The 21,373-nt window shown below is 46.0% G+C and carries 15 protein-coding genes; 7 read left to right on the top strand and 8 right to left on the bottom strand.

Going from position 1 to position 21,373, the window contains the following annotated elements:
- Positions 1 to 193 precede the first annotated feature (193 nt).
- The 4 genes from tig to FTU69_RS03270 all read left to right on the top strand — a co-directional run bounded on the left by tig (position 194) and on the right by FTU69_RS03270 (position 4,542).
- Positions 194 to 1,525 (top strand): trigger factor, encoded by a 1,332-nt coding sequence (gene tig, locus FTU69_RS03285; protein WP_075167430.1) that lies wholly within the window; start codon positions 194 to 196, stop codon positions 1,523 to 1,525.
- Between the two features lie 191 nt (positions 1,526 to 1,716).
- The gene (gene clpP, locus FTU69_RS03280) at positions 1,717 to 2,322 is read left to right on the top strand and encodes an ATP-dependent Clp endopeptidase proteolytic subunit ClpP (RefSeq protein WP_005180162.1); all 606 of its coding nucleotides are present in this window, start codon (positions 1,717 to 1,719) and stop codon (positions 2,320 to 2,322) included.
- A 27-nt stretch (positions 2,323 to 2,349) separates the two neighbouring features.
- Entirely contained in the window at positions 2,350 to 3,660 is a 1,311-nt protein-coding gene (gene clpX / locus FTU69_RS03275) for an ATP-dependent protease ATP-binding subunit ClpX (protein ID WP_180103485.1), read from the top strand.
- A 168-nt stretch (positions 3,661 to 3,828) separates the two neighbouring features.
- Entirely contained in the window at positions 3,829 to 4,542 is a 714-nt protein-coding gene (locus tag FTU69_RS03270) for a DUF2846 domain-containing protein (protein WP_005180158.1), read from the top strand.
- A gap of 71 nt (positions 4,543 to 4,613) precedes the next feature.
- On the opposite strand, the gene FTU69_RS03265 is transcribed toward FTU69_RS03270, so the two are convergent.
- From FTU69_RS03265 to FTU69_RS03240, 6 genes are all read right to left on the bottom strand, one after another.
- On the bottom strand, positions 4,614 to 6,140 hold the full coding sequence (locus tag FTU69_RS03265) for a fumarate hydratase (RefSeq protein ID WP_005180157.1): 1,527 nt from the start codon (positions 6,138 to 6,140) through the stop codon (positions 4,614 to 4,616).
- Between the two features lie 524 nt (positions 6,141 to 6,664).
- The gene (locus FTU69_RS03260) at positions 6,665 to 7,246 is read right to left on the bottom strand and encodes a hypothetical protein (RefSeq protein ID WP_005180155.1); all 582 of its coding nucleotides are present in this window, start codon (positions 7,244 to 7,246) and stop codon (positions 6,665 to 6,667) included.
- Between the two features lie 118 nt (positions 7,247 to 7,364).
- Entirely contained in the window at positions 7,365 to 9,503 is a 2,139-nt protein-coding gene (pta, locus tag FTU69_RS03255) for a phosphate acetyltransferase (protein WP_180103484.1), read from the bottom strand.
- 50 nt (positions 9,504 to 9,553) lie between these two features.
- On the bottom strand, positions 9,554 to 10,774 hold the full coding sequence (locus FTU69_RS03250) for an acetate/propionate family kinase (protein WP_075167436.1): 1,221 nt from the start codon (positions 10,772 to 10,774) through the stop codon (positions 9,554 to 9,556).
- Between the two features lie 314 nt (positions 10,775 to 11,088).
- Positions 11,089 to 11,493: a hypothetical protein gene (locus FTU69_RS03245; protein ID WP_005180148.1), complete on the bottom strand. Its 405-nt coding sequence runs from the start codon at positions 11,491 to 11,493 to the stop codon at positions 11,089 to 11,091.
- 115 nt (positions 11,494 to 11,608) lie between these two features.
- Positions 11,609 to 12,874 carry a glutamate-5-semialdehyde dehydrogenase gene (locus FTU69_RS03240; RefSeq protein WP_180103483.1) on the bottom strand — a complete coding sequence of 422 codons (1,266 nt, stop codon included), beginning with the start codon at positions 12,872 to 12,874 and terminating at the stop codon, positions 11,609 to 11,611.
- Between the two features lie 307 nt (positions 12,875 to 13,181).
- Between FTU69_RS03240 and FTU69_RS03235 the strand changes: the two genes are divergently transcribed.
- On the top strand, positions 13,182 to 14,504 hold the full coding sequence (locus FTU69_RS03235; RefSeq protein WP_180103482.1) for an alpha/beta fold hydrolase: 1,323 nt from the start codon (positions 13,182 to 13,184) through the stop codon (positions 14,502 to 14,504).
- Between the two features lie 68 nt (positions 14,505 to 14,572).
- Here FTU69_RS03235 and FTU69_RS03230 read toward each other — a convergent pair whose 3' ends face one another.
- Together FTU69_RS03230 and nagZ are read right to left on the bottom strand one after the other, a co-directional pair.
- Positions 14,573 to 15,427, bottom strand: a complete 855-nt coding sequence (locus FTU69_RS03230; RefSeq protein WP_087662421.1) for a class I SAM-dependent methyltransferase — start codon at positions 15,425 to 15,427, stop codon at positions 14,573 to 14,575.
- 97 nt (positions 15,428 to 15,524) lie between these two features.
- The gene (gene nagZ, locus FTU69_RS03225; RefSeq protein ID WP_180103481.1) at positions 15,525 to 16,547 is read right to left on the bottom strand and encodes a beta-N-acetylhexosaminidase; all 1,023 of its coding nucleotides are present in this window, start codon (positions 16,545 to 16,547) and stop codon (positions 15,525 to 15,527) included.
- Positions 16,548 to 16,742: 195 nt separating this feature from the next.
- Here nagZ and FTU69_RS03220 point away from each other — a divergent pair, with 195 nt between their 5' ends.
- Together FTU69_RS03220 and FTU69_RS03215 are read left to right on the top strand one after the other, a co-directional pair.
- Positions 16,743 to 18,935 (top strand): carboxy terminal-processing peptidase, encoded by a 2,193-nt coding sequence (locus FTU69_RS03220; RefSeq protein ID WP_180048546.1) that lies wholly within the window; start codon positions 16,743 to 16,745, stop codon positions 18,933 to 18,935.
- A 279-nt stretch (positions 18,936 to 19,214) separates the two neighbouring features.
- A complete protein-coding gene (locus FTU69_RS03215) occupies positions 19,215 to 21,275 on the top strand; it encodes a bifunctional diguanylate cyclase/phosphodiesterase (protein WP_180103480.1) in 2,061 nt (686 codons plus the stop codon).
- Positions 21,276 to 21,373: the final 98 nt, after the last annotated feature.

The raw sequence follows: 21,373 nt of genomic DNA, 5'->3' as shown, positions 1-21,373 counted from the left end.
AAACCATTGAATATTAATGATAGTACTTATCATTTGCAACAAATATTAGACAATAGATAAAAATAGCGAAGGGAATGTGGAGAATTTAAGCCGAAAAATTGTTCTGATCGCTTGTTATTTTGTATATCTTTAAATGTTGTCATATAATATGGCACTTTTTTAAAAACTGTTATTACTAAATATCGAGGAAGCCATGCAAGTAACTTCTGAAGCGGTTTCGGGCGTTGCCCGTCGTTTAAATGTATCTGTACCGACGAGCCGTATTAACGAGCAGTTCGAAGCTCGCTTAAAACGCACAGCTAAAACTGCGAAGATTAACGGCTTCCGTCCAGGTAAAGTGCCTGTAAACGTTGTACGTCGTGAATATGGCGCGGGTATCTATCAAGAAGTTGTAAACGACATCATTCGTGACACCGTATTTGAAGCAATCCAACAAGAAAAAATCAATGCTGTTGGTATGCCAAATATTGAAAAAACTGAAATGAAAGACGACGCTTTAGTATATGAAGCGACTGTTGAAGTTTATCCAGAAGTTGAAGTGAAATTCGAAGGTCTGGAAGTTGAGCGTAAAGCATCTGAAGTTAGCGACAAAGATGTAGATCAAATGATCGAAAACCTGCAAAAGCAGCGCGCAACTTGGGCTGAAACCAAAGGCATGGCGAAAAAAGACATGCAAGTCACTTTTGATTTCGAAGGCACAGTAGATGGCGAGAAATTTGAAGGCGGCTCTGCTGAAGACTTCAAACTGGTATTAGGTTCTGGCCGTATGATCCCGGGCTTTGAAGATGGCATCGTGGGCATGAAAAAAGGCGAAGAGAAAGTTATTGATGTAACTTTCCCGGAAGACTACCAAGCTGAACAGCTGGCAGGTAAAGCAGCTCAGTTCAAAATCAATGTAAAACTGGTTGAAAAACAAAAACTTCCAGAAGTTGATGCTGAATTCTTAAAAATCTTCGGTTTAACTGAAGAAGAAGGCGTTGAAAAGTTAAAAGCTGACGTTCGTAAAAACATGGAACGTGAAGTGAAAAACGGTCTTCGTAACCAGGTGAAAGGTGCAACGTTTGATGCGCTGGTTGCTGCGAACGAAATCGAAGTTCCAGAATCTATGGTTAAGCAAGAAATTGACCGTCAACGTCAACAAATGATCCAACAGTTCACGCAGCAGTTTGGTGCGCAAGGTGCGAAAGCATTTGACTCAAGCATGCTTCCAGACGAACTGTTCAAAGAACAAGCTGAAAAATCTGTAAAACTTGGCGTATTGGTGAGCAAAGTTTTAGCAGACGCGAAACTTGAAGTGGATGCTGCACGTGTTGATGCTTACATCGAAGACATGGCATCTTCTTATGAAGATCCAAACGAAGTAATTGAATACTTCAAAAATGACAAACAGCAACGTGCTCAAATTGAAGCAGTTGTGTTAGAAGACCAGGTGGTTGATCACATTCTTGCAGCTGCAAAAGTGACTGACAAACAAGTCAGCTACGAAGACTTATTGAAAGAGCAACAAGCTCGTCAACAAGGCTAATTTCAGCTGAAGTAAAAAAGGCGCCTAAGGCGCCTTTTTTATATAATATAAAAACTTGGATGGTTTTAAAGTTTACAAAGCTTATGCAAAAAATATCCATGAATTGTGAGTGAATATTTTGCAATTTAGATGATTATCCCTCATATTGTGATCATGGGTGAACTCACAAGAATTTAGGAATAAATAAACGTATGTATGTTCCATCAATTGATAACGCATTGGTTCCAGTAGTCGTTGAGCAATCATCTCGTGGTGAGCGTTCTTTTGATATTTATTCACGTCTTTTGCGTGAACGGGTGATTTTTTTAACGGGTGAGGTTGAAGACAACATGGCCAACTTGATTGTGGCGCAAATGTTGTTTTTAGAAGCAGAGAACCCAGATAAGGATATTCATTTATACATTAACTCGCCAGGCGGCTCAGTTACTGCCGGTATGGCGATTTATGACACCATGCAGTTTATCAAGCCAGATGTGGTGACTTACTGTATGGGTCAGGCAGCGTCCATGGGTGCATTCCTGCTGAATGCCGGTGCCAAAGGCAAACGTTACTGCCTGGAAAATGCCCGGGTCATGATTCACCAACCTTTAGGCGGTTTCCGTGGTCAGGCTTCTGATATTGAAATTCATGCGCGTGAGATCCTGTTCATTAAAGAGCGCTTGAACCGTTTAATGGCAGAGCACAGTGGCCAGGACTATGAAAAAGTGGCCAAAGATACCGACCGTGATAACTTTATGACTGCACAGCAGGCCAAAGAATACGGTTTAGTGGACGAAGTGTTATCTAAGCGTCCATAAGTTTTAAAGATTTAAATTGGAGAGAATATGTCCGAACATCCTCAAGGACAAAAACATTGTTCATTTTGCGGTAAAACGCAGTCTGAAGTCGGGAAGCTGATTGCAGGCGAGGACGCATATATCTGTAATGAATGTGTGGACGTATGCCTGGATCTGGTTCAGACCAGTCAACAAGTTGAGTCGAGTGACTGGGCCGCCCGTCCGTTGCCAAAACCGCATGAAATTCGCGCTGCACTGGATCAGTATGTGATTGGTCAGGACCTGGCGAAAAAGACTTTATCGGTGGCAGTTTATAACCACTATAAGCGTTTGAAAGTCACGCATAACGGTCAGAAAACCAATGATGCAGTCGAAATTGCCAAAAGTAATATCCTGCTGGTGGGTCCAACCGGTTCGGGTAAAACCTTATTGGCACAGACCTTAGCGCGTTTGCTGGATGTTCCGTTTGCCATGGCTGATGCCACCACCTTAACCGAAGCCGGTTATGTGGGGGAAGATGTAGAAAACATCGTGCAGAAGCTGCTGCAAAAAGCCGATTACGATGTCGAAAAGGCGCAAAAAGGCATTATCTATATCGATGAAATCGACAAGATTACCCGTAAGTCTGAAAACCCGTCGATTACCCGTGATGTATCGGGCGAGGGTGTGCAGCAGGCCTTGCTGAAAATGATTGAAGGCACAGTGGCTTCTATTCCGCCGCAGGGTGGCCGCAAGCATCCGCAGCAGGAATTTATCCAGATTGATACTTCCAACATCCTGTTTATCTGTGGTGGTGCATTCTCGGGTCTAGAGAAAATTGTGCAGCAACGTCAGGAAAAAGGTGGTATTGGCTTTACCGCTGAAGTACGTAACAAGGATGAAAGCAAAAAACTGTCTGAACTGTTCCGTCAGGTTGAAGCAACAGATTTGGTGAAATTCGGTTTAATTCCGGAATTTATTGGCCGTTTGCCAGTTATTGCAACGCTGGATGAGCTGGATGAAGATGCATTAATGCAGATTCTGACCGAGCCGAAGAATGCCTTGACGCGTCAATACGAATATCTGTTCGAGATGGAAAATGTCGACCTGATCTTTGATGACGCTGCATTAAGTGCGGTGGCGAAAAAAGCCTTGGAACGTAATACAGGTGCGCGTGGTCTGCGTTCAATTCTGGAAAATGCCTTGCTTGAAATCATGTATGACTTGCCAAGTCGTAGTGATGTAGGCACGGTTATTATCACGGAGGCAGTGATTAATGGTCAGGCCAAGCCAGAATTAAAACCGGAACGTCAAAGCAAAGAAGCTGCGGTAGAACAGCCGAAAGCCGATTTAAAAGTCGTGAATTCAAAAACGGCTTAAGACGCTATTCGTCAGAAACGTGCGGAAATCAACGGTTTTCGCACGTTTTTTATTTGAAAAAACAAGACAGAGTGCTAATCTCTGCATCAGGGCCTGGATGCCAAACCCAATAAAAATATTGAAAAAGTGTTAAGTGTAAAAATAAAAACGAAGGAATGAGGGATGTTCATGCGTGCTATATCAATCGTATTTCTGGCTGTCGCATTGGCTGGCTGTCATGGGAAGTCGTCAACCGAGGCGCAGCTGCCGCCCACCTCTACGTTAAAAGCTATTGACCAGAATGAAAAGCCAAGTTTGCTGGAACAGTACCGCTTTGGCATGTTTACCATTGGCGGTTGGGTCAATCAGAAACTGGGTCAGCGCTTTCAAGCCATTCAGCCGCAGCATGATCAGGCCGCCGTGGTGTATTTATATCGTCCGGATTCACGCTGGAACCGTCAGGAAATTGTAGCCTCCAGCCTATTTATCAATAGCGAACGCATTCCAAGCCTGCTGCATAATCATTATTACTGGATTGAATTGCCAGCCGGAGATTACCGTTTATCTACCAGTCGTCCTTTAGGCGTGCAGCATTTCCAAAAGCCGAAGTATCTGGATTTTTCCGTTGAAGCAGGCAAGTCCTATTTTATTAAATATGATGAAGAAAATAGCAGTACCCGCCGCACGGTTTCTGGTCCCTTAATCATGATGCCGGAAACGGTAGGTCTCAATGAAATTGCTTTTACTCAATTGAAATCGCACAGTTATAATTTTGTGGCTGAAGACCAGAGCACCGGTAAAATTCGCTCCAAGGCACAAAAAATCAAACATGCTGATTATGACCCGGCCAGCGATGTGCAGTTGACCAAGCCATTTAAATTGTGGGACCCACGCACCTGGTAAAAATGCTTGATATTGAGAAATAAAAAAGCACCCAGATTTGGGTGCTTTTTTAATCGCTTCAACAGCGTTAATTAGCCAGCAGCGGCATCAACCACTGGAATCTTGCCAATTTTAGCTTGCCAGATTTTTGGCGCAGTCGCGTGTACAGAAGTACCGTTTACGTCAACTGCGACAGATACCGGCATGTCTTTTACTACAAACTTGTAGATCGCTTCCATACCCAAGTCTTCAAAAGCAACCACTTCAGCTTCACGGATTGCTTTAGATACCAGGTACGCAGCACCGCCCACAGCCATTAGGTAAGTTGCTTTGTTGTCTTTAATCGCTTCAATGGCTGCAGGACCACGGTCTGCTTTACCAATCATGCCGTAAAGGCCAGTCGCTTCTAGTACTTGACGTGTGAATTTGTCCATACGAGTCGCTGTTGTCGGACCTGCAGGGCCAACCACTTCATCACCGACTGGATCAACAGGGCCTACGTAATAGATGAACTTGCCTTTCAAATCAACCGGTAATTCTTCACCGTTGTTGAGCATGTCAACCATACGTTTGTGTGCAGCATCACGGCCGGTATAGATGGTCCCGTTCAGCAGCAGTGTGTCGCCTGGCTGCCAAGAGTTCATTTCTTCTTGGGTGATGTTGTCGAGGTCAACACGTTTAGACGAAGATGAGTCCCAAGTGACTTCAGGATAATCTTCAAGACGTGGTGCCTGAATATGGGCAACGCCTGAACCATCTAAAGTGAAGTGTGCGTGACGTGTTGCAGCACAGTTCGGAATCATACCGACTGGTTTGCCCGCAGCGTGACAAGGGTAATCTTTAATCTTGATGTCAAGTACAGTGGTTAAACCGCCCAGACCTTGTGCACCAATACCGAGTGCGTTTACTTTTTCGAAGATTTCAATACGAAGTTCTTCAAGTTTATTTTGTGGACCACGACGAAGCAGTTCGTCCATGTTGATCTCTTCCATGAGTGCTTCTTTGGCAAGCATCATGGCTTTTTCAGCAGTACCACCGATCCCGATACCGAGCATACCTGGTGGACACCAGCCTGCACCCATGGTTGGAACAGTTTTCAGTACCCAATCTACAATTGAGTCAGATGGGTTAAGCATTGCCAGTTTAGATTTGTTTTCTGAACCGCCACCTTTGGCTGCAACAGTAATGTCGACTTTGTTGCCTGGAACCAGTTTGTGGTAGATCACCGCAGGGGTGTTGTCTTTGGTGTTCTTACGACCAAATGCAGGGTCAGCAAGTACAGATGCACGAAGGACGTTTGAGTTTTCTAGGTAACCTTGACGCACACCTTCATTAATCGCGTCGTCTAAGCTCATTGTTAAATCAAATTTAACATCCATGCCCACTTCAACGAATACGTTGACGATACCGGTATCTTGACAGATTGGGCGGTGACCCTCTGCACACATACGAGAGTTAATTAAGATTTGTGCAATCGCATCTTTTGCAGCTTTGTTTTCTTCACGGTCATACGCACGGCTCATCGCTTGGATGAAATCTTGTGGGTGATAGTAAGAAATGAACTGAAGCGCATCTTTAACCGATGTGATCAAGTCATCTTGCTTGATAATAGTTGTCATATCAAAATTCTCTTGAGCGGGCTGATAGCTAGCGGGCTAAATTATAAGACAAAATGACGGCATTGTGGGCGTTTTAGAAGCGGATTGGCCGAAAGTTTATAGTGATGCTTTTACGCGGGATTTTGGGTGATTTTTACTGTATTTGGCGGGTGGTTTTGTTATATTTGAGCTGAAATTAATGTCATATTACAGCTTAAGTTTAGATGAAATTTTATTAAGTTGTTGAATTTTAATTATTTAATAAAATTTAAATATTTCGGTTTTGTCATATAACTGTCATAAAAATTTCGCATAATTGTCACATCCAAAAATGAGACTTTAAAGATGACAACAGGTATTTTGATGGTTGCGGGCTTTTGTGTATATATCGCTGCAACTTGGATGTATGGTCAGAAAGAAGATCAAGCCTAAGCTTTATCTTCTTTTTTCATTTTAGCCTGATAAAAATAATATTTTTCTCAATTCTCAATTCTCAATTCTCAATTCTCAATTCTCAATTCTCAAAATTTGTTTATAGCTTTGCTTTATCCTCCTTTAAAGAAGGCAAGTTCTAAAGCTCGATATGCTGAAATCTGATACCCCACTTTGTCTTGCATTAAACGATAAAAACTTTCAAAAACCGCCTCATTTTTTAATTCGTCCAGAAGCGTTAGATATTCCAGATAAGTTTCAGGACGTTTAAATGCGAAGTTATGGGGTTCGTTGCCGCTTAAGAATCTAAATACACGGCTATCCCAAATCGCATAGTGTTCAGGATGAATAAAGTGCAACAATTTAGATACACCGACAAGAGAGTTATTGAATGCACTTTTGAGTGTTTGAAGTTCTGGTACTGTTAATTGATGACCTTGTTTTGCTTTGTTAAATATTTTGATCAGATCATCTGCTGCAGTTAAATCAATTTTTTTCAAAATAGTCGGCATCCACGAATAGGTAAAGCTGATGCCGATAACAATGTCATCCAGGGTGAGTACATCTGTTTTTTTGAAATAATTTAAAAAATGGGAATACGCAATGAGATAATTTTCTTGCTCTTTGTCAAATTGATTGGCGATTTCAAAGATCTGTTTAAAAACTTCGTTGTTATTTTTTAATGTTAAAGGCATGTGATTACCACCTAACCTATACAGAAAATGAGATGTATTTGATACGTCTGGTCTAAATTAAAAAACCACCCTATCTTTCGACAGGGTGGGTGAAGCGGAGCTTGTTAAAAACAGTTGTTTAAGCAGACTGCTGTTCAGCCTGAATTGCAGTTAGAGCAATGGTAAACACAATATCATCGACCAATGCACCGCGTGACAGGTCATTTACCGGCTTGTTCAAACCTTGCAACATTGGGCCAACACTCACCACATTGGCAGAGCGTTGTACTGCTTTATAAGTGGTATTACCCGTGTTCAGATCAGGGAAAATAAACACATTGGCACGACCAGCCACCTGAGAGTTTGGCGCTTTAGAACGACCAACGCTTTCAACCGATGCAGCATCGTATTGCAGCGGGCCATCAATCAGCAGGTCTGGACGGCGCTGTCTGGCAATTTCAGTCGCTTGCGCTACTTTTTCTACATCGGCACCGGCACCTGAAGTTCCGGTTGAGTAAGAGATCATGGCAATACGCGGGTCAATACCAAAGGCTTTGGCCGAGTCAGCAGATTGAATGGCAATTTCAGCCAGTTGTTCTGCATCCGGGTCCGGGTTAATTGCACAGTCACCGTATACATAAACTTCATCTGGCAGCAGCATAAAGAACACTGAAGATACCAGTGAATATTCAGGTGCGGTTTTAATCAGCTGGAAGGCCGGACGTACGGTATTGGCCGTGGTGTGTACTGCACCTGAAACTAAGCCATCAACCTGATCCAGCGCCAGCATCATGGTACCTAAAACTACCGTATCCTGAAGCTGTTCACGAGCCTGTAATTCGTTAAGTTTGCCTTTACGCAGCTCAACCATTTTCTCGACATAGTTTTCGCGAATCAGGTCTGGATCAATAATTTCTAAGTCATGCGGCAATTCAATACCACGGGCTTTGGCCACTTCAACTACGGCTTCAGGTTTGGCCAGCAAGATACAGTGCGCAATACCACGCGATTGGCAGATGGCCGCAGCCTGAACTGTACGTGGCTCATCACCCTCAGGTAAAACAATGCGTTTTTTCGCCGCAATTGATTTTTGTACCAACTCATGACGGAAGGCAGAAGGCGATAAACGTGGGCTATGCGCACCGCTAATCAGCGAGTTTAACCATTCCGGATCAATATGGCTGGACACAAAACGGGTTACCTGTTCAGCGCGTTCAATATCATCGACCGGAATTTCATTACCGAAAGTCGAGAGTTGTTGCGCCGTTTCAAAGGTGGTTAAAGGGGTATGTAATACTGGTAAACCTTGCTTGATGGCAGTTTGACAGAAATTTAAGGCCTGTTCATTCGGTTGATGCTGCTCGGTTAAGACTAAGCCTGCTAAAGGAATGCCATTGCTGTTTGCCAGACTGCTGGCCAGTAGTACATCGGTACGGTCAGCTGCGGTAATAATCAGTTCACCGGCCACAAACTTGTGCAGTTCATGCTTGATATTCGAAGTAATCAGGCTGCTATGTAACACACGGCGTGTATTGGCTTCGCCTTCATGAATCCACTGGGCAGAAATATGCGCCGCCAGATCAGACAGGCGCGGCACGCTCAGGGTATTACTAAATGGTACCAAACCAATCACTGGCAGTTTTTCTGTGCCAATGTAGCTATAAGTTTGCTGAATGCTGGCCACAAACTTGCTGGTATCTGACAGTAAACGCAGGTTTGGATCAATCGTCACAGGAATTTGCGCAGAATCTTCTGGCAAACCTTTGGTACGCATAAACAGCACACCGCGTAAACGATTTGATTCTGCACCACCGAAGTTACGAATCTGGTGTTCAATTCGTTCAGCAGACCGAAGCGGATTGTTGATGTCGGCACCGCTAACAATCACTACCTGTGCATCTAGGGCTTGAGCCAGCAGGGCATTCAGGTCATCTGCGAAGCTGTCACGGAAATTCGGTAACAGACCTTCGACAATAATCAGGTCATGTTGTTTGGCCACTTCACGGTGTAAACGAACCGCTTCTTCCAGTAATTCATCTTGCTGGTCATGGCTCAGTTGATGCACCACCTGTGCATAAGGAATGGGTTGAACCGTTTTGGTTTTAGATACATGCTCAAACAGCGCTGTCGTCCGTTCGTTTTCAGGCTGTAATTCTTGAGAGAAAGGTTTGACGAAACCGGGTTTAATGCCCTGGCATTCCAAAGCATACACCAGACCTAAACATGCAGATGTTAGACCAACACCTTCTCCAGTCGGGACAAGTAGAATTGTTTTCATAAGGTATTATTCAAATCAGCCAAAAGTAAACAGGGTAAAACTGCGATTGCTTAAGCAATCGCAGTTTCTAATTCAGACTTTTTTGCCGGAGTTGCTCCCAACTCAGACTCCACCACCGCGCTGGTTTCTTTGGCGATACGGCCTTCTTCATCGGTTGGAACCACCCAGATTTGTGGACCAGTACCGTTATCGATCCGACCTTCGGTGCCACGTTTCAGGCTGTCATTCTTCTCTTTGCTAAAGTTAAAGCCGAAGTGTGGTAAGTAAGACAGGGTTTTTTCACGGATATAAGCCGAGTTTTCACCAATACCACCTGTGAAGAACAGGCCATCTAGACGCGGTAAGCCACAGCTTAAGGCTGCTAAAGATTTCGCTAAACGGTAGCAGAACACTTCAATGGCCAGGGTTGCATCTTCATTGCCTTGTTCAGAAGCTTCAATCAGGGTACGCATATCGTTAGAGAGGCCAGATAAACCGAGTAGACCGCTTTGGCTGTTCAGCATCTTGTCAATTTTGTAGATATCCCAACCCAGGTTGCTGGCCAGGAAAGTGTGTAAAGATGGATCTACATCACCACTACGGGTACCCATCACCAGACCTTCAAGTGGGGTAAGGCCCATAGAGGTATCTACACTTTCACCGTTCCAGATGGCACAGGTCGAGCTACCATTGCCGAGGTGCGCTGTTAACCAGCCGCCTTGTTTCAGGCTGCCGGCCAGTTCTGAACCACGTTCAGAAACATAGGCATGGCTGGTGCCGTGGAAGCCGTAACGACGTACGTTATGATCGGTGTACAGGAATTTTGGCACGGCATAACGATAAGCGTGCGCAGGCATAGTTTGGTGGAATGCGGTATCAAATACAGCAACTTGAGGTAATTCAGGGAATAAACGCATGGTCGCTTCAATGCCTACCAGGTGCGCCGGGTTATGTAACGGTGCCAGTGGGGTTGCTTCACGAATGCGTTGAATAATTTCTGGGGTTAAGCGCTCGGCTTTGGTCAAGCTACCGCCATGTACCACACGGTGGCCAATCGCTTGAGGATTGTATTGTGACAAGCGCGATAAAATGGTTTCTAAGGCTTTTTCATGATCTGCATGCGGAATAGAAAGTTCGAGCGGTTCACCTCCGACAGTGATCCCTTTAATACGTGCCTCGGCAGATCCTAAATTTTCAGCCAAACCAAAAATACGGTCTTCGCGACGTTCAGAAACAAGCGCGTATTTAATTGAAGAAGATCCGCAGTTAATTACTAATACAGTTGTAGACACGTTGTTTTACCCGAATTCTAATTGAAATATTTGTATCCCGTATTGATCTGCACCTGTTCCAACACGGTGCAATCTTGATCAATAACTAATTTTTATCATGGGATGGGTATCGCTTCTAGATAGACTTTAGGAGATTAGACTTAAGCACTATCGACCCTTTCGGGAATAATAACTAAAATTTATCGGTTGATAGATTTCATTTATTAATAAAATAGTAGTCATGTCCAGTCGCGTTGTTCTTCTCTTTACCATAACACGCCTTGAATCAAAGCATCTGACAGAACTGTTTGAAAATATTTCTTATTCCTTCATATTCAAGGTTTCTGATACTTCATTTCCGACCAGCGCACAATCACATAGGCAAATAGCGCCACCATAAAAAATACCAGCATCATCCAGGCCAATCCTTGCAGGGTTTCAATTAAGGTGCGGTAAATTTCCAGAAACCAGCGTTCCTGCGTCAGTTCAATAATAATTTTCTGGTCGTTTTCGCTATAGGTGAGCGGGGTAATGTATTTTTCCATGTCATAAATCCGGATTCCGGAGGATGTTCCAACCACCATGCCGGCAAATTTGGTATATCTGGCCCAAGCTTCATGAATCGGATCATGAATAATACGTGCCAGAATACGGTTAATGGAACTGGAAAAAATACGCATCACCACAAATGACACCAGCAGCGCCAGAACAAATGTGGTCACAATTAAATAATAGAACATTGTCCACCTCTTATTCTCATTCTTAAGACAGTGTACGGTGGAATAGGCTGGGAAAACAGCATAAAAATGTTCAGCCTCCGCAAAGGCTGAACATCCATATATTTAGAAAAGTGAGTTATTGGCGAATCTGGCCATCTCCAAACACCACCCATTTTTGCGAGGTCAGACCTTCCAGACCGACCGGGCCGCGGGTGTGGATTTTATCGGTAGAAATACCAATTTCCGCCCCTAAACCATATTCAAAGCCATCGGCAAAGCGGGTAGAGGCGTTAATCATCACTGAACTGGAATCAACACGGGCCAGGAACTGACGCGCCAGACTGAAGTTTTCAGTAATAATGGCATCGGTATGATGCGAGCCATATTTATTGATATGGGTAATCGCTTCATCCAGACCCGATACCACTTTAATGGCCAGAACCGGACCAAGATATTCGGTATACCAGTCGTCTTCGGTAGCCGTTTTAACGCTATCGCCTAAAATGCGCTGGGTTTCGGCGCAGCCACGGAGCTCGACCTGTTTTTCTGCATACAGCTCGGCAATGCGCGGTAAAAACTCATCTGCAATGGCTTCATCCACCAACAGGGTTTCCATGGCATTACAGACGCCATAACGATGGGTTTTGGCATTCAGGGCAATCGGTAGGGCTTTTTGTAAGTCAGCCTGTGCTTCGACAAAGACATGACAGTTACCATCCAGATGCTTAATTACCGGAATACGGGCTTCATTGGTGATGCGCTCGATTAAGCCTTTACCGCCACGTGGCACAATCACATCGACATATTCCGACATGGTAATTAACTGGCCTACAGCAGCGCGATCTGGTGTATTGATGACCTGTACCGCCGTTTCTGGCAAGCCTGCGGTTTTCAGACCATGCTGAATGGCTTCGGCAATGGCTTTATTCGATTCCAACGCTTCTGAACCGCCACGTAAAATAATGGCATTGCCTGATTTTAGCGCCAGCGAGGCCGCTTCTAAGGTTACGTTCGGACGGGATTCATAAATCATGCCGACCACGCCCAAAGGTACTCGCATTTTGCCAATCTGGATGCCCGACGGACGATAAGCCATATCGGTAATTTCACCAATCGGGTCAAGCAGGCCAATCACATCTTTCAGGCCCTGTAACATACCTTTAAAGCGCGGGGGAGTCAGTTCTAAGCGATCAAGCAGGGCGCTATCCAGATTGTTGTTGCGACCTTTGGTCATATCAATCTGGTTGGCAGCTAAAATTGCTGTTTCACTGTTTTCAAGCGCAGTGTAAATAGCAGATAAAGCATGGTTTTTTGTTTGGGTAGAAGCACTTGCCAGAATTGCGGAAGCTTGGCGCGCTTGTTGTCCTACCGTTTGCATATATTGTTCAATAGACTCGTGCATAGCGGTTTGATCACTTAGAAATTTCTCCTCGATATTAACAGTCTAGGTCGGGACAATGAAGCAGTTTGATGGAATTTTCCGCAGGAAAGCCGGAAAAGCGCTAAACATTTTGAAATTGTTTCCTGTTTAAAAGCAGACAAGTGGTTGCAGAAGAGGTTGCGTGTCAAAACGACACCTGTATAGAATGAAACACGATGGACATTGAAGTCATACAAATAACAATGAAAGAGCAGGATGCGATTTTTGCTCAATTTTAGAAATCATCTCTTGCACAATAAAAATAAGCGCGAGAATGGAGGAAAGGAATATGAATTCCATTATCCAAATGGACTCGGAAGTCGGGCAGTCAAGTGCTCACTTTGGTTTTTTTGATCTTTACGATAAGCACAGTTTCAAACAGCCAGCGCGTACAACCTGGATTGACGGTTGGAAGATTGAATACATGGCGATTGCTCGCCCAGACACCTTGCACATGACGCCGATGGTGATTATCGGGGGTGCTTTTCAGAATTTTAACTCCTATAAATACTGTGTTGAACAACTGTTTGATGCCGGCCCGATTATCCTGATTGATTTACCCTCCATGGGCGCCAACCAGCAAATCAGCAATGTCGATACTGGCGTATCTGCCGGTACGCTGGAGCTGGAAGATCTGGCGGCCATGCTCGGTCGCTGGCTGGATATTGTTGGCTTGAGTCAGGTCGCGGTATTGGGCATGTCCCTTGGTTCGGTGGTGGCATCTTGCCTGGCGCATCAGCGTCCGGAACTGATAGACCGCATGGTTCTGATGGGTGTCATGCAAAAGACCCGGAAAAGCTGGCGTATGCTGCTGGAAGAATCGCTGCATTTAATGAAAGAGCAGCGCATGGATGAGTTTGGTCAGGCGGTAATTTTATATCTGGTCAATCATGCCAAGCTGGAAGCGACCCGCATGTCGCCAACCGCCAAGCGGCTGTTCTTCCGGCAAATGGCCGAATTCACCGCCACCGAACAGGAACGCTATGATATTAATTGTAATCGTCTGCTGCGTCTGACCCACGTTCCTATTCCGCAGTGCAAGGTGCTGGTGGCCTGTGGCCAGTATGACAGTTTTACCTTGCCACATGAAAATGCCAATTTTGCCCTGCAATGTCCGGACATGGAATTTGCCATGATTGCGAATGCCGACCATGTGCCACAGTTGCAGCGCCGTAAAGAAACCATGCGCCTGTTTGCCACCTTCTTAAGAGATGAGCCGATCCAGTCGCTAGAAGGCATTATCCCCATGACTCGTGCCCAGCTCTTGACCATGGAGCGCCGCGGAGAAGAACGCATTGCCGTGCAGCAGCCATTTAGTCAGTTAACACACCGTCATTCCGATTTAAGCTTTGCCACGGAAATTGTCGATCTGAACTTTTTTGGCGTATTGCTACGTTTTGAAGACGGACAGGCAGAACGGGCTGCGCAATATGAGCGTGATTTAGCCCTGACACTCCAAGATGAAGAGGGCAGTTTCCAGATTGAGTGCCTGATTTTTGAAGTGCAGGATCAACAGATTCGCGCCTTGTTAAAACATGGCAGCTTTGATATTGCCGAACGTTTGCTGCGTTATATCCAGCGTCAAAAAGGTTGTCTGGCAGCAATTGCCTAAATTGAGGTGTCTAAAAAACAGCGCAAAGGCGCTGTTTTTTATGGGCTGACGATGCTCAGAACTCTCTTTTAGGCACTGGGCTGTTTATGGCAGGCGTGCAGCACCCAGACAATATCACCCAAATGTTCTTCAGGGGCGGGTAGGTCTGGAGTGTGGAAATAGTGCTGTGGTTGCAGAATATCGACCCGCTCGAAACCGCTGGCTTTGACAAAATCTCGGACTTCGCCCGGACTTTGAAAATGAAAACTAAAGGCGCTGCGTGACATGACTTTCAGTAATTTACTGCTGGTCCACATAAAGCTGGCCAGCTTGTTTTTTACCGGTTCAGGGTAAATATCACTCAAGTAATGCAGTTCCTGAAAATGTTGTCCATATTGATAAATCCCATGCAGCAGTTTGCTGAGCATCGGCTTGTCGAAATAATTGATTAAGCCTTCACTAATAATCACCAGCGGTTGCTGCGGGTCAAAATGCTGAAAAATCTGGGCAAATTCTTCACTGAAAATATCGGCACTCAAGACTTCCGGTGCCTGCTGGTCCAGCTGTTGCAAGGCGGCGGTTTTCACCTTGGCCATATCTGGTAAATCCAGCTCGCGGTAATTCAGTTCCGGGTATTTCTGGCGGAAATTCCAGCTCCGTGGGGACAGGCCACAGGCAATTTCCAGCACCTGGATGCGAGGATTGCGGGCAATCAGCTCGGTCAGTTGCTGGTCAATAATGGTGTGACGTTCTTTCAGAGTGGTACGCATACTGCCACCGACATATTTTTCGGCCCAGCTTTCCAGCGGATGGACCAGTTTAGCCAGAAACTTGCCTTTTGAGGTGGCAAACACCGGATGCGAGATGCCCATTTGAAACCAGATATAGCCGGTATAGTGGGCGGTAAAGGAAATATGGCGATGTTCGGAAAGCGGTTGGCTCATGCAAGGTCCTCTATTCTTTTTATTTATTCGGGGGATTGGATTTATGTATTTGCATCATAAAGAAAAAGGAACAGCTTGTCCTGTTCCTTTGTCGGTATTACTGACCGCTGTCTTTAAAGCGGACAATACGGTCGCGTACCGCTTGCCATTCCGGGCCGAGCTCCAGTACATCACCAATCTGAATTTCTGGAATCTGGCCACGCATACGCGCTAAACGGGTCTGATTCGGTAACGGTACATCCTGAATGCCTTCCAGTGCCAGACAGGCGGCAGCACGGTCATTACAGACCAGTCCCATGTCACAACCGGCGTTTAAGGCGGCTTGAATGCGGGCATCGGCACCACCTGCCACACAGGCGGCCTGCATGCTTAAATCATCCGAGAACAGCACGCCATCAAAATTCAGCTGTTGACGTAGCACGGTCTGAATCCAGTACGGAGAGAAACCGGCCGGGTTCGGATCGACCTGATCATAAATTACATGCGCAGGCATTAGGGCATCCAGTTGGGCTTGCAGCTGGATAAAGCTTTGCATGTCTTTTTGCTGAATCTCTGCATAAGAACGTGAATCAATCGCAGCGGCCACATGCGAATCGGCCTTGACCGAGCCATGACCGGGGAAATGCTTGCCGGTGGTGGCCATACCAGCGCGCTGCATGCCGCTTAAGAAGGCACGTGCCAGCACAATAATATCGTCCATATTGCGGGCAAAACTGCGGTCGCCAATGACATCGCTGATGTCGTTTAAATCCAGCACCGGGGCAAAACTGAAATCAATACCGACCGCTAATACTTCGGTGGCCATCAGCCAGCCGCACTGTTCAGCCAGCTCGACCGCCAGTTCCGGCTGCTGCTGATACAGCTCGCCAAAACGGCCCATGGCCGGCAGTAGGGTGAAACCCTGTTTTAAACGCTGCACCCGGCCGCCTTCCTGATCGACTGCAATTAAAATATCCGGACGTACCTGACGCATATGATCGGTCAGGGCGCGTACCTGCCGCGGTGATTCAATATTTCGACCAAATAAAATGACGCCACCGACTTGCGGAGCTTGTAAGAGTTGAATATCTTCTTGAGTAAGTGCTGTGCCAGCGATGTCGAGCATCAATGCGCCAATCATATCGGTTCCGGATTCAAATTTTTATCGAAAAACAATACCTGAATTCTGCAATGATTTGCTACATTTTGTCAGCACAGAATATGATAAAACTACACGACATAAACAGATTAAGTTGTTTAAGATTTTGAATCTGCTTGATTCGTCGCTAAGCAACCTTGTACTACTGGTCGAAAACCAAGGAAATACACATTATTTATGAAACTTCAAACGATAGCTTGTGCAGTTGCCGTGGCAACTGGGGGATTCTTCTTTAGTCACGCAATCAACGAAGCCATTGCTGCCAATAATACTGCTGCTGTTTCCAATACCATTGTTCCAACCCGGGAACAGGCCTTGGTGTCACGCCAGTTAGCGACCTTGGTTGACCGTCAGCATTACCTGAACCAGCGTTTAGACAGCAACACCTCCAATCGCATTTTTGATTTTTACATCGATAGTCTGGACCCGGAGCACACCTTGTTCCTGGCCAATGAAGTCGAACAGTACAAGAAAAAATATGGCGCCAATTTTGGAGCCGCCTTAAAAGCTGGCGATTTATCGGGCCCGTATCAGATTCATGCGCACTATCGTGAGCGCATGCAGGCCTTTTATCAGTTTATGCTGGCCGAGCTGAAAAAACCGCAGAATTTAAAACAGCCGAATGTCACCATTGAGCTGGACCGTGAAAAAGCACCGTTCTTTAAGACTCAGGCCGAGCAGCGAGCCCACTGGCAAAAAATGCTAGTGTCCCAGCTGATTAACCTGACCATCAGCAAAGAAGAAGAGCAGGCCAAACAAAAAGCCCTCAAGGAAAATCCAGAACTGGCCAATGGGCAAGATTTATCCGGCCCGGAAGATATGACGCCGGTGGAAACCCTGACCAAGCGTTATACTCGTCAGCTGGAACGCATGAGCCGTCTGAAAAGCGACGATGTGCTGGACAAAACCTTAAATGCGATGATGCTGACCTATGATCCGCACAGCAACTATTTCCCGCCTGTTGATGCAATGGAGCTGAACCGTCAGACCACCTTGCAGCTGGAAGGGATTGGGGTGTCGATTCGTCCGGATCGCAGCAATGAAGATTACACCAAGATTGAAACCATTGTTGAAGGCGGACCGGCGAGTAAATCTGGTCAGGTCAAATCTGGCGACCGGATTATTGGTGTCGGTCAGGATGGCGAGAAAATTGTGGATGTGATTGGCTGGCCAAGCAATGAAGTGGTCGGTCTGATTCGCGGTAAACGTGGCACCAAAGTGACCTTGCGTTTACTCGGTCCGGGTGCCTCGATGAGTCAGGCACGTACCGTGACGTTGGTACGTGACATTATTCAGGAAGAAGATGCCGGGGTGCGTAACCGAACCGTGCAAATTCAACGTGATGGCAAAACCTATACCTATGGCGTGATTGAAATTCCATCATTTTATCTGAACTATCGGGCGCGCCGTGCCGGGGTGGAATACCGTTCGGTATCGGAAGATACCAACAATGCCTTGAAAACGCTGGCTGCCAAAAATGTCGACGGGATTATTGTCGATTTACGCAATAACCCGGGCGGCTCACTTGAAGAGGTGGCACGTATGCTGGGTCAGGTGATTAAATCGGGTCCGGTAGTACAAATCCGTGATGGCAATGGCAACGTGAGCGTGTTTGAAGACAATGATGGCGGTGAACAGACCTATGCTGGCCCGCTAGCAGTCCTGATTAACCTGGCTTCGGCTTCTGCCAGCGAGATTTATTCAGCCGCGATTCAGGATTATGAGCGCGGTATTGTGATTGGTAGCACAACCACCGGTAAAGGGACAGCACAGGTGCAGCTGGATACCTTGGCCTATGGTCAGGCCACGCTCACCCAGCGTAAGTTCTACCGGATTACCGGCGGCAGTACCCAGAACAAAGGGGTGATTCCGGACATTAAACTGGTAGATATCTACAATGAAGAATTTGGTGAGCGTAAGGCCAAGAATGCGCTGAAGTGGGACACCATTGCCACCGCACCATTTAAACGTGAGGGTGTGGTGCAGTCTTATGTGCCGCAACTGGCCAAATCTTCGCAGACCCGGGTCAGTATTGATCCGCAGTTCAAGTATCTGACTGAGCGTAAAAATATTGCCAAACAGGCAGAAGAGGGCAAAACGGCGGTGCTGGATTTAGATCAGCGCCGTGCCGAGCTGATTGAGCTGGAGCGTAAAACCTTAGCCGCTGAAAACGTACGTCGTCAGGCGACCGGTTTGGCGCCGTATCCAAACTGGGAAAGCTATCAGGCCTCACTGGAAGCGCAAGCCGAGTCACGGGCCAAAATGAAAGCCAACCAGCGTCCACCGCTGCCGGAAGAAGAAGTCTTTGTGAGCGAGGCGGCCAACGTGTTACTGGATTATAGTCAGTTACAATCAGGTACAGCCAAATAAGACCTTGGATGTGAGAAAAAGGCCGGTAGATGTACTGGCCTTTTTTGATGCTTTTGAGTTGAATGACTCAAAAGGCAGATGAGCTGGTAAATCAACGTGAAAAATGATGGCTTTCGGGGCGGAAAAACCGCATTTAGGCTTGACCTCAATGCGATAGTATAAGATTCTAGTTTGAGTTTTAATTCCTTGTTTTATTTTTATCTTTTAAAGCGGCAAATTCATGAGTATTTAGCGTTGAGTATAGTAACAACAAAAAAATAACCTATACGGAAGCTTTTTATGGTTCATATTCACTATGACTTTAGCCTGGTGGTAGGTTCAATTGCGGTTGCAATTCTGGCCAGTTATCTGGCTATCTCAACCCAGCAGTTCCTGCTCGGGGGAATCCGCCAGAAATCTGAAAAAGCCATGCTCTTGCTCAGTGGCCTATGCTTTGGCGTTGCTATTTGGGGCATGCATTTTGTCGGGATGCTGGCTTGCCAGTTACCAGCCAATTACGCGTTTAATCTGCCGCTAAGCATTTTTTCTGGCGTTATTGCCTTTATTGCTTCCACCTTTGCCATCTGGCTGACCACCAAACCCACCCTGCCTTTTGCCCGTCTGGTGATTGGGGCAGTGTTAATGGGGCTCGGAATTTCCGGCATGCACTATACTGGTATGCTAGGCATGGTCGTAGAGAATCACCGGACCTACTATGATCCGCTACTGGTGGTGTTTTCGGTGCTCATTGCCATTAGTGGTTCCGGCCTGACCTTCTGGCTGGCGTTTCGCTTTAAAAATGCCTTGCTTTACCATCGTCACTATAAGGTGATGATTGCCATTATGATGTCGCTGGCTATTGTCGGGATGCATTATACCGGCATGGCCTCGGTGTCTTACTATCCGATTGATACGGAACGTCTGGGTGCGATCTATAAAACCGGCAATGGCATCTTGCTGTTTACCGTGATTTTTGTGACCAGTCTGGTGATCGTTGCCGCCTTTAGTGTGGCCGTGCTGGAGCAGCGTCTGGAAGAGCGTAACCGCCAGTTGTCGCTGGTCAACCGCGAGCTGGCCAATCAGGCGGTGCAGGACAATCTGACCAAATTACCCAACCGTTTATATCTGGCTGAATATGCGCATTTGCTGTTTAGCGCCCAGCGCATCAATCAGCAGAATGTCGCGTTTTTATATATTGATCTGGACCGTTTTAAGGCGGTGAATGATGTATTTGGCCATCATGTTGGTGATCAGTTGCTGATTCAGCTGACCACACGACTGCATCAGCAGCTGAAATCGCAGGAAAAATTATTAAGAATTGGCGGTGATGAGTTCTTGCTGGTGTTGGAGCAGGCCACGGTTGAGGATGCGATTCAGGCGGCAGAAAATGTGCTGCACAGTGTACAGGAGAGTTTCCTGATTGCCGGCAAGAGTATTAATATTTCGGCCAGTATTGGTATTGCCATGTACCCGGAGCACGGCAACAACCTGCAAGATGTACTGATGAATGCCGATGCCGCCATGCTGACTTCAAAATATCAGGGCCGTAACACTTATTCGGTGTTTAATTACAGCATTGACCAGCAGGAAACCAAAAGCCAGACCAAGCTGCTAAATGATTTATATAAAGCTGTCGATGAACAGCAGTTTATTCTATTTTACCAGCCCAAATTTACCACCAGCACCCGGCGGATTTGTGGCGTCGAAGCATTAATTCGCTGGATGCATCCGGTGCATGGTCTGTTGACCCCGAATATGTTTATTAAAGGTGCGGAGAAGTCCGGCCTGATTATCCAGATGGGCTATTGGGCCCTCGAGCAGGCCTGCAAACAGATTCAGCAATGGGAACAGCAGGGACTGAAACTGTTTCCATTAGCAGTCAATCTGTCGGCGGTACAGTTCGAACATAAACATCTGTTTAGCACCTTAGAAAACTTATTCCGCCGTTATGCGATTGACCCGAGTCATCTCATGATTGAAATTACCGAAACCACTGCCATGCATCATGTGGAATCGAGTATTCGTAGTTTTAGACGCTTAAGAGAAATGGGCGTAAAACTGGCGATTGATGATTTTGGCACGGGCCATTCCAGTTTCCTGTATTTAAAAGATCTGCCGGTGGATGAGCTAAAAATTGACCGTGCGTTTATTAAAGACCTGTATCGCGATTCCAAAGAAGAAATGATTCTGGAAAGTATTATCCAGCTGGCGACCAAACTGGGATTGACGGTTACCGCAGAAGGGGTGGAAACGCCATTACAGGCCGAAATTCTGGCGCGTTTGGGTTGTCAGCAATTACAAGGTTATTTGCTGTCGATGCCGGTTGAGGTCAAGCATTTGGAAGACTTGCCGCAAGTATAAAATGAAATTATCGGGTCTGATTAAGGTACTGTTTTTAGATAGCCAGATGTTTCAAAAATCACGGTCGATGTTGCAAGAAAAAATGGTTTGAAAATGGA

It is taken from the genome of Acinetobacter sp. YH12134 (assembly GCF_013418555.1).
Lineage (GTDB): Bacteria > Pseudomonadota > Gammaproteobacteria > Pseudomonadales > Moraxellaceae > Acinetobacter > Acinetobacter indicus.
Note: the sequence above shows the minus strand (reverse complement) of the source record. Positions and strands in the feature narration are given on the sequence as shown.